Annotated in this window: 12 protein-coding genes; 11 read left to right on the plus strand and 1 reads right to left on the minus strand. The window is 60.2% G+C overall.

What is annotated here, in order from left to right:
* Positions 1 to 81: 81 nt before the first annotated feature.
* Positions 82 to 1,146 carry a tRNA epoxyqueuosine(34) reductase QueG gene (gene queG / locus ACYZT9_RS03335; protein ID WP_462008562.1) on the minus strand — a complete coding sequence of 355 codons (1,065 nt, stop codon included), beginning with the start codon at positions 1,144 to 1,146 and terminating at the stop codon, positions 82 to 84.
* A gap of 63 nt (positions 1,147 to 1,209) precedes the next feature.
* Here queG and ACYZT9_RS03340 point away from each other — a divergent pair, with 63 nt between their 5' ends.
* The 11 genes from ACYZT9_RS03340 to ACYZT9_RS03390 all read left to right on the plus strand — a co-directional run bounded on the left by ACYZT9_RS03340 (position 1,210) and on the right by ACYZT9_RS03390 (position 14,132).
* Positions 1,210 to 2,709 carry an NAD(P)H-hydrate dehydratase gene (locus tag ACYZT9_RS03340; protein WP_462008563.1) on the plus strand — a complete coding sequence of 500 codons (1,500 nt, stop codon included), beginning with the start codon at positions 1,210 to 1,212 and terminating at the stop codon, positions 2,707 to 2,709.
* Positions 2,697 to 3,167, plus strand: a complete 471-nt coding sequence (gene tsaE, locus ACYZT9_RS03345; RefSeq protein ID WP_462008564.1) for a tRNA (adenosine(37)-N6)-threonylcarbamoyltransferase complex ATPase subunit type 1 TsaE — start codon at positions 2,697 to 2,699, stop codon at positions 3,165 to 3,167. The genes ACYZT9_RS03340 and tsaE overlap by 13 nt, the downstream gene beginning before the upstream one ends.
* 48 nt (positions 3,168 to 3,215) lie before the next feature.
* Positions 3,216 to 4,595 (plus strand): N-acetylmuramoyl-L-alanine amidase, encoded by a 1,380-nt coding sequence (locus ACYZT9_RS03350; RefSeq protein ID WP_462010146.1) that lies wholly within the window; start codon positions 3,216 to 3,218, stop codon positions 4,593 to 4,595.
* Positions 4,592 to 6,502, plus strand: a complete 1,911-nt coding sequence (gene mutL, locus ACYZT9_RS03355; RefSeq protein ID WP_462008565.1) for a DNA mismatch repair endonuclease MutL — start codon at positions 4,592 to 4,594, stop codon at positions 6,500 to 6,502. The genes ACYZT9_RS03350 and mutL overlap by 4 nt, the downstream gene beginning before the upstream one ends.
* Positions 6,502 to 7,473 carry a tRNA (adenosine(37)-N6)-dimethylallyltransferase MiaA gene (gene miaA, locus ACYZT9_RS03360; protein ID WP_462008566.1) on the plus strand — a complete coding sequence of 324 codons (972 nt, stop codon included), beginning with the start codon at positions 6,502 to 6,504 and terminating at the stop codon, positions 7,471 to 7,473. Before mutL ends, miaA begins: the two co-directional genes overlap by 1 nt.
* Positions 7,474 to 7,566: 93 nt before the next feature.
* Positions 7,567 to 7,827 (plus strand): RNA chaperone Hfq, encoded by a 261-nt coding sequence (gene hfq / locus ACYZT9_RS03365; protein WP_007902656.1) that lies wholly within the window; start codon positions 7,567 to 7,569, stop codon positions 7,825 to 7,827.
* A gap of 12 nt (positions 7,828 to 7,839) precedes the next feature.
* Positions 7,840 to 9,141 carry a ribosome rescue GTPase HflX gene (gene hflX / locus ACYZT9_RS03370; protein WP_462008567.1) on the plus strand — a complete coding sequence of 434 codons (1,302 nt, stop codon included), beginning with the start codon at positions 7,840 to 7,842 and terminating at the stop codon, positions 9,139 to 9,141.
* 96 nt (positions 9,142 to 9,237) lie between these two features.
* The gene (gene hflK / locus ACYZT9_RS03375; protein ID WP_462008568.1) at positions 9,238 to 10,410 is read left to right on the plus strand and encodes an FtsH protease activity modulator HflK; all 1,173 of its coding nucleotides are present in this window, start codon (positions 9,238 to 9,240) and stop codon (positions 10,408 to 10,410) included.
* A complete protein-coding gene (gene hflC / locus ACYZT9_RS03380) occupies positions 10,410 to 11,279 on the plus strand; it encodes a protease modulator HflC (RefSeq protein WP_462008569.1) in 870 nt (289 codons plus the stop codon). The genes hflK and hflC overlap by 1 nt, the downstream gene beginning before the upstream one ends.
* Positions 11,280 to 11,596: 317 nt before the next feature.
* Complete coding sequence (locus ACYZT9_RS03385; protein WP_462008570.1) at positions 11,597 to 12,784, plus strand: ATP phosphoribosyltransferase regulatory subunit; 1,188 nt, start codon at positions 11,597 to 11,599, stop codon at positions 12,782 to 12,784.
* Positions 12,785 to 12,839: 55 nt separating this feature from the next.
* Positions 12,840 to 14,132 carry an adenylosuccinate synthase gene (locus ACYZT9_RS03390; protein WP_010464193.1) on the plus strand — a complete coding sequence of 431 codons (1,293 nt, stop codon included), beginning with the start codon at positions 12,840 to 12,842 and terminating at the stop codon, positions 14,130 to 14,132.
* The last annotated feature ends 78 nt before the right edge of the window (positions 14,133 to 14,210 follow it).

Below are 14,210 nucleotides of genomic sequence, written 5' to 3' on the forward strand. Positions count from 1 at the left end.
TGCTCGCGATGGACGTAAACGATAACGCTGCGAACCTGACACCCCGAGGCGCTTTCTAGTCCATCGCGAGCAAGCTCGCTCCTACAGTTGACCGTGTTGTTTCAGGGCCCACTCTACGTGTTCGCGGACCAGTTCCGACGGATACTCGCGCCGCGCCTTCAGCGCTTCCAGCACCGGAATGCTCGACGGCGCGTTACCCAACCCCACCGCCAGATTGCGCAACCAGCGCTCGTAACCGGCGCGACGTAAAGGTGAGCCTTCGGTGCTGCTGAGGAACTTGTCCTCGTCCCACATGAACAATTCGGCCAGTTCGGCGTTGTCCAGGTTGTGCCGTGGCTTGAAGTCGGTTTCACCGGACGGGCGAGCGAAGCGGTTCCACGGGCAGACGATCTGGCAGTCATCGCAGCCGAATACCCGATTGCCGATCAATGGCCGCAAGTCTTCGGGAATCGCGTTTTTCAGTTCGATGGTCAGGTAGGAGATGCAGCGTCGGGCATCCAGAACATAAGGGCCGACAAAGGCGTTGGTCGGACAGACATCGAGGCATGCGGTGCAGCGGCCGCAATGTTCGGTGCTGTGGGGCGGGTCGACCGGCAGCGGCAGGTCGACAAACAGTTCGCTGAGGAAGAAGTAGCTGCCGGCCTTGCGATTCAAGACCAGCGTATTTTTGCCGATCCATCCAAGACCGGCCTGTTCGGCGATGGCTTTTTCCAGCACCGGCGCGCTGTCGACGAACGCGCGGTAGCCGAACGGGCCGATGACTGCCTGAATTTTTTCTGCCAGTTGTTGCACGCGTTTACGGATCAATTTGTGGTAATCGCGGCCCAAGGCATAACGCGAGACGTAGGCTTTTTCCGGTTGAGCCAGCAATTGCGCCATTTGGGTATCGCCGGGCAGGTAGTCCATGCGCAGGGAAACCACGCGTAAAGTACCGGGCACTAGCTCTTCCGGGTGTGAGCGTTTGCTGCCGTGGGCGCCCATGTAGTCCATTTCGCCGTGGTAGCCGGCTGCAAGCCAGCGCTCCAGGTGCTGCTCATGCTCGGCCAGATCCAGGCCGCTGATGCCGACTTGCTGGAAGCCCAACTCGCGGCCCCAGTCCTTGATGGATTGGGCGAGGGCGGGCAGGTCTGTGGTAATAGCGGGCATGAGGCGAGAGAAACCGGAGCTGAGGTGCGTATAATTCTGCCAGACATCGGAGCCCGAAGACGCATGCCGCACACTAAAGATGATTTACCCGACGCGCTGTACAGCGCCGCGCAAGTGCGAGCCCTCGATGCGAGCCTGATTGCGGCGGGAACGCCGGGCTTCGAATTGATGCAGCGTGCCGCGCGGGCGACCTGGCGGGCGTTGGTCCGGCAGTGGCCGGCGGCCAACGAACTGACGGTGGTCGCCGGTCACGGAAATAACGCCGGTGATGGTTATCTGGTCGCGGTCCTGGCCAAGCGTGCAGGCTGGCATGTGCGCGTGTTGGCGGCCGGTGATCCCCAGCGTTTGCAGGGTGATGCCAAGTCAGCCCATGCCGCCGCCCTGTCCGAAGGCGTTGCCATTCAAGACTGGAGCGCGCAGGCGGAATTGCGCGGTGTCGTGCTGGACGCCTTGCTGGGCACCGGTTTGACTGGCGAGGTGCGAGAGCCTTACGCCAGCGTCATCGCGTCGATCAATGCCAGCGGCCTGCCGGTTGCGGCGGTGGATATTCCTTCGGGGCTTTGTGCTGATACAGGGCTCGTGCTCGGTGCTGCGGTGCGGGCCAATCTGACCGTGACCTTCATTGGTTTAAAGCTGGGGCTGTTTACGGGCGACGCGGCGGATGTGGTTGGCGAACTGGTTTTCAATGATCTGCAAGCTACCCCTGAGGCGTTAAGCGGAGTCGCCTTCAGTGCGCGTCGGCTGACGGCCGGCAACTTGCCGCGTCTGGCGGGTCGTGCGCCGACTGCCCATAAAGGCAAGTTCGGCCACGTCTTGCTGATTGGCGGTGATCGCGGTTTCGGCGGAGCCATTCTGTTAAGCGCGCAAAGTGCCCTGCGCAGTGGCGCGGGCATGGTGTCGGTGGCCACTCGTAGCGAACATGTGCCCGCTGTGCTGGCCCGAATCCCCGAAGCCATGGTGCTTGGCACTTCCTCAGCCAATCAATTGATGGGATTGCTGCAAAAGGTTTCCGTGCTGGTCGTGGGGCCGGGCCTGGGGCAGGCTTCGTGGGGGCGCAGTCTGTTGTCGGTGGCGGCAAATGCGCCGTTGCCGCAAGTTTGGGACGCCGACGCGCTGAACCTGCTGGCCGAAGAACGTGTGAGTTTGCCCAAGGACTGCGTGATCACTCCGCATCCGGGGGAGGCGGCGCGGTTGCTCGGGATCAGTGCCTCAGAGGTTCAGGCCGACCGTCCGTCCGCTGCTCACGCATTGAGCAAAAAATATACAGCTGTAGTAATTCTGAAAGGCAGCGGCAGCCTGATCGCCAGTCCCGACGGGCGCCTGGCGTTGTGTCATCAAGGCCATCCGGCCATGGCCACTGCCGGACTTGGCGATGTGCTGGGCGGATTGGTTGGCGCCTTGCTGGCCCAAGGTGTGGAAGCGTTCGACGCGGCCTGCCTGGCGGTCTGGCTGCACGCCAACGCCGGCGCGCAACAAGGTAAATCGGGCCGTGGGCTGGCGGCCAGTGATCTGATTCCAGCCATTCGTCAGTTGTTGGAGGAGCAAGCACCGTGTCTGAAGTAACCCTGTACCTGGCCGATGAAGAGGCGATGACTGCGTTTGGCGCACGCATTGCACGAACCACCGAAGGGCATGGTCTGATTTTCCTTGAGGGGGATCTGGGCGCCGGGAAAACCACGCTGTCCAGGGGCATCATCCGTGGCTTGGGGCATGTGGGCGCAGTAAAAAGTCCGACCTTCACACTGGTGGAGCCCTACGAAATCGGTGAGATCCGCGCCTTCCATTTCGATCTCTACCGTTTGGTCGACCCTGAGGAACTGGAGTACCTGGGCATCCGCGACTACTTCGAAGACGACGCATTGTGCCTGATCGAATGGCCCCGCAAAGGTGCAGGCTTTTTGCCAAAGCCCGACCTGACCATTACCATTAGCCCGCAAGGCAGCGGGCGTTCGCTGAAAATTTTGTCCCAGGGCTCGCGTGGCGAGTCGTGGTGTGCCGCTTTGGCATTGGAATCCAATTAAATGATGGGGTCAGGTATGCGCTTTCGCGCGATGGTAGCTGCCGTAGGGATGTTGTTTTTGGCGGTAACCGTCAACGCTGTGGCCGAAACAAAGGTCAACAGCGTTCGCCTGTGGCGGGCGCCGGACAACACCCGGTTGGTGTTCGACCTGACCGGGCCGGTGCAACACAGCGTTTTCACCCTGACATCCCCGGATCGATTGGTTATCGACATCAATGGTGCGACCCTCGGAGCACCCCTGAACGTCAATGCTTCGAACACGCCAATCACCGCCATGCGCTCGGCCCAACGCACGCCGACCGATCTGCGCGTGGTCATCGACCTGAAAAAAGCCGTCACGCCCAAAAGCTTTACCCTGGCGCCGAACGCCCAATACGGCAATCGCCTGGTGGTCGATCTGTTCGATAACGCGGCCGACGCCGCGCCGATTCCTGCGCCGACCAACGTCGCGACTGTCGCCCCGGTCCCGGTCACCCCGATAGATCCCCCGGTCAAGCTGCCGCCCGCACCGGCTGGCAAGCGCGACATCGTCGTGGTCATCGATGCCGGCCACGGCGGTGAAGACCCGGGCGCCTCCGGCTCTCGCGGCCAACGTGAAAAAGACGTGGTACTGGCAATCGCGCGGGAATTGCAGCGTCAGGTCAACGGTATGAAAGGCTTCCGCGCCGAACTGACCCGCACCGGCGATTACTTCATCCCGTTGCGCGGCCGTACGGAAATCGCCCGCAAGAAGGGCGCCGACCTGTTCGTTTCAATCCACGCCGATGCCGCGCCTTCGACCGCTGCGTTCGGTGCGTCGGTGTTCGCCCTGTCCGATCGTGGGGCCACGTCCGAAACCGCCCGCTGGCTGGCCGACAGTGAAAACCGTTCCGACTTGATCGGCGGCGCCGGCAACGTCAGCCTCGACGACAAGGACCGCATGCTTGCAGGCGTTCTGCTCGACTTGTCGATGACCGCCTCCCTGACCTCCAGCCTGAACGTTGGCCAGAAGGTTCTGAGCAACATCGGTCGCGTCACGCCACTGCACAAACAGCGTGTGGAACAAGCCGGGTTCATGGTGCTGAAATCGCCGGACATCCCGTCGATCCTGGTGGAAACCGGATTCATCTCCAACGCCAACGAAGCGTCGAAACTTGCCGCAGCGAACCACCAGCAGGCGCTGGCACGTTCCATCAGCAGCGGCGTGCGTCAGTTCTTCCAGCAGAATCCGCCACCGGGCACTTACATTGCCTGGCTGCGTGACTCTGGCAAGATCGCCCAAGGTCCACGGGATCACCGGGTCAATCCGGGCGAAACCCTGGCGATGATTGCCGTGCGTTATCAAGTGTCCCCGGCTACCTTGCGCAGTGCCAACAACCTGAAAAGTGACGAGCTGAAAGTCGGTCAGACCCTGACCATTCCCGGCACCGAACTGGCGTCCAAAGAATGAATCAGGCCGTCATCAACAGCGCTCGCATCGAGCTGCTCAGCCCGCGACTGGCGAACCAGATTGCCGCCGGCGAGGTGGTCGAGCGCCCGGCTTCGGTGATCAAGGAGCTGCTGGAAAACAGCCTCGACTCCGGCGCCAAGCGTATCGATGTCGACGTGGAGCAGGGCGGCGTCAAGTTGCTGCGGGTGCGCGACGATGGCAGCGGTATTTCTGCCGATGACCTGCCGCTGGCCCTGGCACGTCACGCCACCAGCAAGATCCGCAACCTGGAAGATCTCGAACAGGTCATGAGTCTCGGGTTTCGCGGTGAAGCACTCGCCTCGATCAGTTCCGTGGCACGCCTGACCCTGACGTCGCGCACCCGCGATGCCGATCAGGCCTGGCAGGTTGAAACCGAAGGCCGGGACATGGCGCCCCGCGTACAACCGGCCGCCCACCCGGTGGGCACTTCGGTGGAAGTGCGCGACTTGTTTTTCAACACCCCGGCGCGGCGCAAATTCCTCAAGACCGAAAAAACCGAATTCGATCACTTGCAAGAAGTGATCAAGCGTCTGGCATTGGCGCGTTTCGATGTGGCGTTCCACTTGCGCCACAACGGCAAAACCATCCTCAGCCTGCACGAAGCCCACGATGATGCGGCCCGCGCCCGGCGTGTGGCAGCGATTTGCGGTTCGGGTTTCCTCGAGCAAGCGCTGCCGATCGAGATAGAGCGCAATGGTCTGCATTTATGGGGTTGGGTTGGCTTGCCGACGTTCAACCGCAGCCAGGCGGATTTGCAGTACTTCTTCGTGAATGGCCGTGCAGTGCGCGACAAACTGGTGGCCCACGCGGTGCGTCAGGCGTATCGCGATGTTCTGTTCAACGGCCGGCACCCGACGTTCGTGCTGTTTTTCGAAGTCGATCCGGCGGGCGTCGACGTCAACGTGCACCCGACCAAACACGAAGTGCGCTTCCGTGACGGACGCATGGTCCACGATTTTCTTTACGGCACGTTGCATCGCGCCCTGGGGGATGTGCGGCCGGATGATCATTTGGCTGCGCCGGTAGCAACGGCGACCGTGCGACCAACCGGCATCGACGCCGGCGAGTTCGGTCCCCAAGGCGAAATGCGTCTGGCGGCCAATGCGCTGCTTGAGCAGCCTCAGCCACAACCGTCGTTCAACACCGCGGCGGGTTCCGGCGCTGGCGCCGGTTATCAGTATCAATACACGCCGCGTCCTCAGTCGGGCGTGCCGGCGGCTGAAGCCCAGGCAGCGTATCGTGAATTTTTTGCGCCGTTGCCAGAAGCCAGCGCCGTCGCGCTGCCGGCCGGTCAGGACGATATTCCTCCGCTGGGTTATGCGCTGGCGCAGCTCAAAGGCATCTACATTCTTTCGGAAAACGCCCAGGGCCTGGTGTTGGTGGATATGCACGCCGCGCACGAGCGGATCATGTACGAACGCTTGAAAATCGCCATGGCCAGCGAAGGCCTGAGCGGTCAGCCGCTGTTGGTCCCGGAATCGTTGGCGGTGAGCGAGCGCGAAGGCGATTGCGCCGAAGAAAACGTGGCGTGGTTTCAGCGTCTGGGTTTCGAGTTGCAGCGTCTTGGTCCGGAAACATTGGCGATCCGGCAGATCCCGGCCTTGCTCAAGCAAGCAGAGGCCAATCGTCTGGTCAGCGACGTACTGGCGGACCTGATGGAGTACGGCACCAGCGACCGCATTCAGGCGCACCTGAACGAATTGCTCGGCACCATGGCCTGCCACGGCGCGATTCGCGCGAATCGGCGTCTGGCCCTGCCGGAAATGAACGGTCTGCTGCGTGATATGGAGAACACCGAACGCAGCGGTCAATGCAACCATGGCCGACCGACCTGGACCCAGCTGGGCCTGGACGATCTGGACAAACTGTTCCTGCGCGGTCGCTGATGAACCAGCTCCCTCCTGCGATTTTCCTGATGGGCCCGACCGCAGCGGGCAAGACCGACCTGGCCATCGAACTCACCAAAGTCTTGCCTTGCGAGCTGATCAGTGTCGATTCGGCGCTGGTCTATCGCGGCATGGACATCGGCACCGCCAAGCCCTCGAAAGAGATTCTGGCCGAATTCCCACACCGTCTGATCGACATTCTCGACCCGGCAGAGAGCTATTCCGCTGCTGATTTCCGGCGTGATGCCCTCGAAGCCATGGCCGACATCACCGCGCGCGGCAAAATTCCGCTGCTGGTGGGCGGCACAATGCTCTATTACAAGGCTTTGGTTGAAGGGCTGGCGGACATGCCTGCCGCCGATCCTGAAGTCCGCGCGCAGATCGAAGAAGAAGCTGCGCGCCTTGGCTGGCTAGCCCTGCATGACCAATTGGCGATTGTCGACCCGCAATCCGCAGCACGTATTCACCCGAACGATCCTCAGCGCCTGAGTCGAGCACTGGAAGTTTATCGCGTCAGCGGTCAGAGCATGACCGAGCTGAGACTGCGACAATCTGCGCAAAGTACTGAAGCAGCCGCTTCGGGACTGCAACAATTGCCCTATACTGTCGCGAACTTGGCCATTGCTCCGGCAAATCGTCAGGTATTGCACGAGCGAATTAAACAAAGATTCACGTTAATGTTGGAACAGGGATTCATTGACGAGGTCGTAGCCCTGCGTGAGCGAAGTGACCTGCATTCCGGGTTGCCGTCTATACGTGCGGTAGGCTACCGACAAGTCTGGGACTACCTGGATGGCAAGCTGACGCAAGCCGAGATGCGGGAGCGTGGAATCATTGCCACGCGCCAATTGGCAAAACGTCAGTTCACCTGGCTGCGCAGTTGGGCTGATTTACATTGGTTGGACAGCCTGGATTGCGACAATCTGCCGCGCGCCTTGAAATACCTGGGGACCATCTCCATATTGAGCTGAGTCCTTGCAATTGCCGTCTATCCTTGGGGGTGTGACGGCCCCAAGCCATCTGTTTACCTATTTTTATATTGAATCCTTAAAGGAGTGCGGCACATGTCAAAAGGGCATTCGCTACAAGACCCTTACTTGAATACTTTACGTAAAGAGAAAGTGGGGGTTTCCATCTACCTGGTCAACGGGATCAAACTGCAAGGCACGATCGAGTCTTTCGACCAGTTCGTAATCCTGCTGAAAAACACCGTCAGCCAGATGGTTTACAAACACGCTATCTCTACAGTGGTGCCGGTTCGTCCGATTCGTCTGCCTAGCGCAACCGAATCCGAGGCAGGCGACGCTGAGCCAGGTAACGCCTGATAGGAGTCTCCTTTGTTCTTTGAGCGCCACGGTGGTGGTGAGCGGGCAATTCTCGTTCACTTGGATGGTCAGGACCCTGAGGCGCGCGAAGATCCGCAGGAGTTTCAGGAGTTGGCAATGTCGGCAGGCGCCGAGACCGTCGCGTTTTTCAACGTGCCGCGTCATCGGCCAACCGCCAAATACCTGATTGGCAGCGGCAAGGTCGAGGAATTACGCGACCTGGTCAAAGCCGAACAGGTCGATCTGGTGATTTTCAATCACATCCTCACGCCCAGTCAGGAACGTAACCTCGAACGTGTTTTCGAGTGTCGCGTGATCGACCGCACGGGTCTGATTCTTGACATTTTCGCCCAACGCGCCCGCACCCATGAAGGCAAGCTCCAGGTCGAACTGGCCCAGCTTGAGCACATGAGTACGCGGCTGGTTCGTGGCTGGACTCACCTTGAGCGGCAGAAGGGTGGTATCGGTCTGCGCGGCCCGGGTGAAACCCAGCTCGAAACCGACCGGCGCCTGTTGCGGGTTCGCCTGCGCCAGATCAAGGGGCGCCTGGAAAAAGTCCGCAGCCAGCGCGAGCAGTCTCGTCGCGGGCGCAAACGGGCTGACATTCCGACGGTTTCACTGGTGGGTTACACCAACGCCGGCAAATCGACACTGTTCAACTCGGTGACCGATTCCGACGTTTTCGCCGCTGACCAGCTCTTCGCCACCCTCGACCCGACGCTACGCCGACTCGAACTCGACGACCTCGGACCGATCGTGCTGGCCGACACCGTGGGCTTCATTCGCCACCTGCCGCACAAACTGGTCGAGGCATTTCGGGCTACGCTCGAGGAGTCGAGCAACTCCGATCTGTTGCTGCACGTGATCGACGCCCATGAGCCCGAGCGTATGGCCCAGATTGAACAGGTCATGGTGGTGCTCGGGGAGATCGGGGCGCAAGACTTGCCGATCCTTGAGGTATACAACAAACTCGATCTGCTCGAGGGCGTAGAGCCGCAGATCCAGCGCGATGCCGATGGCAAGCCGCAGCGGGTCTGGTTGTCGGCCAAGGACGGTAGCGGCCTGGATTTGCTCAAGCAGGCTGTGGCCGAACTGCTCGGCGATGATTTGTTTGTGGGTACCTTGCGTTTGCCGCAACGATTTGCTCGACTGCGTGCGCAGTTTTTCGAACTCGGTGCAGTACAGAAAGAAGAGCACGACGAAGAAGGCATCTGCCTGCTGGCCGTTCGTTTGCCACGGATCGAGTTGAATCGTCTGGTGAGCCGCGAAGGATTGCAGCCGATGGATTTCATCGAACAACACACTTTGCAATAAAAGCCTGAGAAAGCGGTTGTGCCGTGGTGACAGGCATTCTGTAGCATTGGTCGGCGCGCCGTGGGTGCGTCTTTGCTTTATCAGATGGAGAGCGCTATGGCTTGGAATGAGCCGGGTGGCAACTCGAATAATCAGGATCCTTGGGGTGGCAAGCGCCGCAATAACGGCGACCGCAAGGGACCACCGGATCTCGACGAGGCCTTCCGAAAGCTGCAGGAAAGCCTGAACGGGTTGTTCGGTGGTGGTAAGAAACGCAGTGATGACGGCGGTGGTTCGGGCAGGAGTGGCGGCTTCGGCGGTCTGCTCGGCATCGGCCTGGTCGTGTTGGCGGCCGTGTGGCTGTACAGCGCGGTCTATGTCGTCGACGAGCAGGAGCAAGCCGTGGTGCTGCGCTTCGGCAAGTACTACGAAACCGTCGGCCCGGGTCTGAACATCTATTTCCCGCCGCTCGATCGCAAGTACCTGGAAAACGTCACGCGTGAGCGTGCCTATACCAAGCAGGGTCAAATGCTGACTGAAGACGAGAACATCGTCGAAGTGCCGCTGACCGTGCAGTACAAGATCAGCAACCTGCAGGACTTCGTGCTGAGCGTCGATCAGCCGGAAATCAGCCTGCAGCACGCGACCGAAAGTGCCTTGCGCCATGTGGTGGGTTCCACCGCGATGGACCAGGTGCTGACCGAAGGCCGTGAATTGATGGCCAGCGAGATCAAGGAGCGTCTGCAACGCTTCATGGACACCTATCGCACCGGTATCACTGTCACCCAGGTCAACGTACAGAGCGCAGCCGCACCGCGTGAAGTGCAGGAAGCCTTCGATGACGTGATCCGCGCCCGTGAAGACGAGCAACGTTCGCGCAACCAGGCTGAAACCTATGCCAACGGCGTCGTGCCGGAAGCCCGTGGTCAGGCCCAGCGCATCATCGAAGATGCCAACGGTTACCGTGACGAAACCGTCTCGCGCGCCAAGGGTGAGGCTGATCGCTTCACCAAACTGGTCAGCGAGTATCGCAAGGCCCCTGAAGTGACCCGTGAACGTCTATACCTGGACACCATGCAGGAAGTCTTCAGCAATACCAGCAAGGTACTCGTGACCGGCAACAAGAATGGCCAGAGCAATCTGCTCTACTTGCCGCTGGACAAGATGGTCGATAGTGGTCGCAACACCAGCACTCCGGTGACCGGTGCGGCAGCCACCAGCAATGAAGCGAATGCGCGTGCGGCAGCTGATCTGCAGCAACAGCCATCACGTACCAGGGAGAGTCGCTGATGAGCAATAAATCGCTGATCACCCTTATTGTGGTCGTCGTTGTGGCGATTGCAGCCTGGAACTGCTTCTACATCGTGGCTCAGACCGAGCGTGCGGTGCTGCTGCAATTTGGTCGTGTGGTTCAGGCCGACGTCCAGCCAGGCCTGCATGTGAAAGTGCCTTACGTTAACCAGGTGCGTAAATTCGACGCACGCCTGATGACCCTGGATGCACCGACACAACGCTTCCTGACGCTGGAAAAGAAAGCCGTCATGGTCGATGCCTACGCCAAATGGCGCGTCAAAGATGCCGAGCGCTTCTACACCGCGACCTCCGGCCTCAAGCAGATTGCTGACGAGCGTCTTTCCCGTCGTCTGGAATCGGGCCTGCGGGACCAGTTCGGTAAGCGCACGCTGCACGAAGTGGTGTCCGGTGAGCGCGATGCGCTGATGACCGATATCACCGCGTCACTGAACAAGATGGCGGAAAAAGAGCTGGGCATCGAAGTGGTCGATGTTCGGGTCAAGGCCATTGATCTGCCGAAAGAAGTGAACCGCAGCGTTTTCGAGCGCATGAGTTCCGAGCGTGAGCGTGAAGCTCGCGAGCATCGCGCCAAGGGTAACGAGCTGGCGGAAGGCATTCGTGCCGACGCCGATCGTCAACGCCGCGTGTTGCTGGCTGAAGCCTATCGTGAATCCGAAGAGGTTCGCGGTGATGGTGATGCCCAGGCCGCTGCGATTTACTCCAAGGCCTACGGCCAGGATCAGGAGTTCTACGGTTTCTACCGTAGCCTGCGAGCCTACCGTGAAAGTTTTGCGAACAAATCCGACGTCATGGTCCTCGACCCAAGCAGTGACTTCTTCCGTTACCTGGAAAAAGCCAAGCCTTGATACGACGTTGACCTGAATCACTCCCCCGCTTGGCGGCTAAAGCCTCGGGCGGGGTGATCCTTTGGGAAAACGTGTGTATGATGCGGCAGCCGGGAAATTCCCGGCTTTTTTGCGTCTGCACGTTTGATTGTTATTTTTATGCAGGCGCCCGAGTTGAATGACTCGACAGGTTTTTCGAGGAAAGTGGCAGGCGAAGCTTGTTTTAAGGCTTTTCGCCACGTTGTTTATGCGCGTGGTTTGCACATGAGCCGATCATTTTCTGCTTCACTCAAGGCTCGCCCACAGGCTGGCCGCCCGGACCATAGGGGAATGGCGTAATGGCAACGGTAGACCGCTGGCTGCTGCCAGATGGCATCGAAGAAGTACTGCCGCCGGAAGCGGCGCGCATTGAAGTTGCGCGTCGTCAGGTGTTGGATCTGTTCCAGAGCTGGGGTTACGAGTTTGTCGTGACTCCCCATATCGAGTACCTGGAATCCCTGCTGACCGGCGCGGGCCAGGACCTCGATCTGCGTACCTTCAAGGTCATCGACCCGCAATCGGGCCGGCAGATGGGTTTCCGTGCCGACATCACGCCGCAAGTGGCGCGCATCGATGCGCACACCCTGCGTCGCGAAGGTCCGAGCCGTCTGTGCTATGCCGGCAGCGTGCTGCACGCTCAGCCACGTGCCTTGTCGTCCTCGCGCAGCCCGATTCAACTGGGCGCCGAGTTGTACGGCGATGCCAGTCCGAGCAGCGACGTGGAAGTCATCAGCCTGATGCTGGCCATGTTGCAACTGGCCGATGTGCCGGAAGTGCACATGGACCTTGGTCATGTCGGCATCTACCGTGGCCTGGCCCGCGCGGCCGGCTTGTCCGGTGAAGTTGAACAACAGTTGTTCGATGCGTTGCAACGCAAGGCCATCGACGAGGTCATTACCTTGACCGAAGGTTTGCCTGCCGATCTGTCGGGCATGCTGCGAGCGTTGGTTGACCTGTGTGGCGGCCGTGAAGTGCTGGATGCTGCACGGGTACGTCTGGCGAATGCGCCGGCGCCAGTGCTGGCGGCGCTGGATGATTTGCTGGCGATTGCCGAGCGTCTGTCTACGCGTTTCCCGGAGCTGCCGCTGTATTTCGATCTGGGTGAGCTGCGCGGTTACCACTACCACACCGGTGTGGTGTTCGCGGTGTTCGTGCCGGGTGTCGGCCAGTCCATTGCCCAGGGCGGTCGTTACGACGACATCGGTGCTGACTTCGGTCGTGCTCGTCCGGCAACCGGTTTCTCTACCGATTTGAAAACCCTGGTGACCCTGGGGCGTGCTGAAATCGAGCTACCGTCTGGCGGTATCTGGATGCCTGACAGTACGGATGCGGCACTCTGGCAGCAGGTTTGCCAGTTGCGCAGTGAGGGTCAGCGTGTCGTTCAGGCATTGCCTGGACAACCTTTGGCCGCCGCCCGTGAAGCGGACTGCGACCGGCAATTGATTCAGCAGAACGGGCTGTGGCAAGTATCGCCACTGGCTTCTTGAGTTTTCCTGTCGGCCTGTGGCCGGCACCAAGTTTGCGCGAATGAGGACAAGTGTTATGGGTAAGAATGTCGTAGTCCTGGGCACCCAATGGGGTGATGAGGGCAAAGGCAAGATCGTTGATCTGCTGACCGAACATGCTGCCGCCGTAGTGCGCTACCAGGGTGGCCACAACGCGGGTCACACCCTGGTGATCGATGGCGAGAAAACCGTCTTGCACCTGATCCCGTCGGGCGTGCTGCGCGAAGGCGTGCAGTGCCTGATCGGCAACGGCGTGGTGGTTGCACCCGACGCACTGCTGCGGGAAATCATCAAGCTGGAAGAGAAAGGCGTACCGGTGCGTGAGCGCCTGCGTATCAGCCCGTCCTGCCCGCTGATCCTGTCCTACCACGTAGCGCTGGACCAGGCGCGTGAAAAGGCCCGTGGCGAGCTGAAGATCGGTACCACCGGTCGCGGCATCGGCCCGGCTTACGAAGACAAGGTTGCACGTCGTGGCCTGCGCATCGGTGACCTGTTCCACCGTGAGCGTTTCGCCGCCAAGCTGGGCGAGTTGCTGGATTATCACAACTTCGTCCTGGTCAATTACTACAAAGAGCCGGCGATCGACTTCCAGAAGACTCTGGACGAGTGCATGGAATACGCCGAGCTGTTGAAGCCGATGATGCTCGACGTCACCGCTGAGCTGCACGAACTGCGTCGCGCTGGCAAAGACATCATGTTCGAAGGCGCTCAGGGCTCCCTTCTGGACATCGACCACGGTACTTACCCGTATGTCACCAGCTCCAACACCACCGCGGGCGGCATCGCCACCGGTTCGGGTTTTGGTCCGATGTACCTGGATTACATTCTGGGCATCACCAAGGCCTACACCACCCGCGTCGGTTCGGGTCCATTCCCGACTGAGCTGTTCGACGACGTTGGCGCGTTCCTGGCCAAGCGTGGCCACGAGTTCGGTGCGACCACCGGCCGTGCCCGTCGTTGCGGCTGGTTTGACGCTGTCATCCTGCGTCGCGCTATCGACGTCAACAGCATTTCGGGCCTGTGCCTGACCAAGCTGGACGTGCTGGACGGTCTGGAAACCATCAACATCTGTGTTGGCTACAAGAACCAGGATGGTGCAGTGATCGACGCACCGACTGACGCCGACAGCTACATCGGCCTCGAGCCAGTGTACGAAGAGATGCCAGGCTGGACCGAATCCACCGTCGGCGCCAAGACCCTGGAAGAGCTGCCGCAAGCCGCTCGCAATTACATCAAGCGCGTCGAAGAGTTGGTTGGCGCGCCGATCGACATTATTTCGACGGGCCCGGACCGCAACGAGACCATCGTTTTGCGTCACCCGTTCGCTTAATAACTCGTTGATGTAAAACACAAAGGGCCCTTAATCGGGCCCTTTGTCGTATATGCCTGTTGGACGGCATGACCTTTG

The organism is Pseudomonas sp. ZT5P21, assembly GCF_054897785.1.

Bases quoted from the DNA above. Each gene is read 5' to 3' on its own strand.
- queG (WP_462008562.1), bottom strand. From the start codon at position 1,146: ATGCCCGCTATTACCACAGACCTGCCCGCCCTCGCCCAATCCATCAAG.
- ACYZT9_RS03340 (WP_462008563.1), top strand. From the start codon at position 1,210: ATGCCGCACACTAAAGATGATTTACCCGACGCGCTGTACAGCGCCGCG.
- ACYZT9_RS03350 (WP_462010146.1), top strand. From the start codon at position 3,216: ATGTTGTTTTTGGCGGTAACCGTCAACGCTGTGGCCGAAACAAAGGTC.
- mutL (WP_462008565.1), top strand. From the start codon at position 4,592: ATGAATCAGGCCGTCATCAACAGCGCTCGCATCGAGCTGCTCAGCCCG.
- miaA (WP_462008566.1), top strand. From the start codon at position 6,502: ATGAACCAGCTCCCTCCTGCGATTTTCCTGATGGGCCCGACCGCAGCG.
- hfq (WP_007902656.1), top strand. From the start codon at position 7,567: ATGTCAAAAGGGCATTCGCTACAAGACCCTTACTTGAATACTTTACGT.
- hflK (WP_462008568.1), top strand. From the start codon at position 9,238: ATGGCTTGGAATGAGCCGGGTGGCAACTCGAATAATCAGGATCCTTGG.
- hflC (WP_462008569.1), top strand. From the start codon at position 10,410: ATGAGCAATAAATCGCTGATCACCCTTATTGTGGTCGTCGTTGTGGCG.
- ACYZT9_RS03385 (WP_462008570.1), top strand. From the start codon at position 11,597: ATGGCAACGGTAGACCGCTGGCTGCTGCCAGATGGCATCGAAGAAGTA.
- ACYZT9_RS03390 (WP_010464193.1), top strand. From the start codon at position 12,840: ATGGGTAAGAATGTCGTAGTCCTGGGCACCCAATGGGGTGATGAGGGC.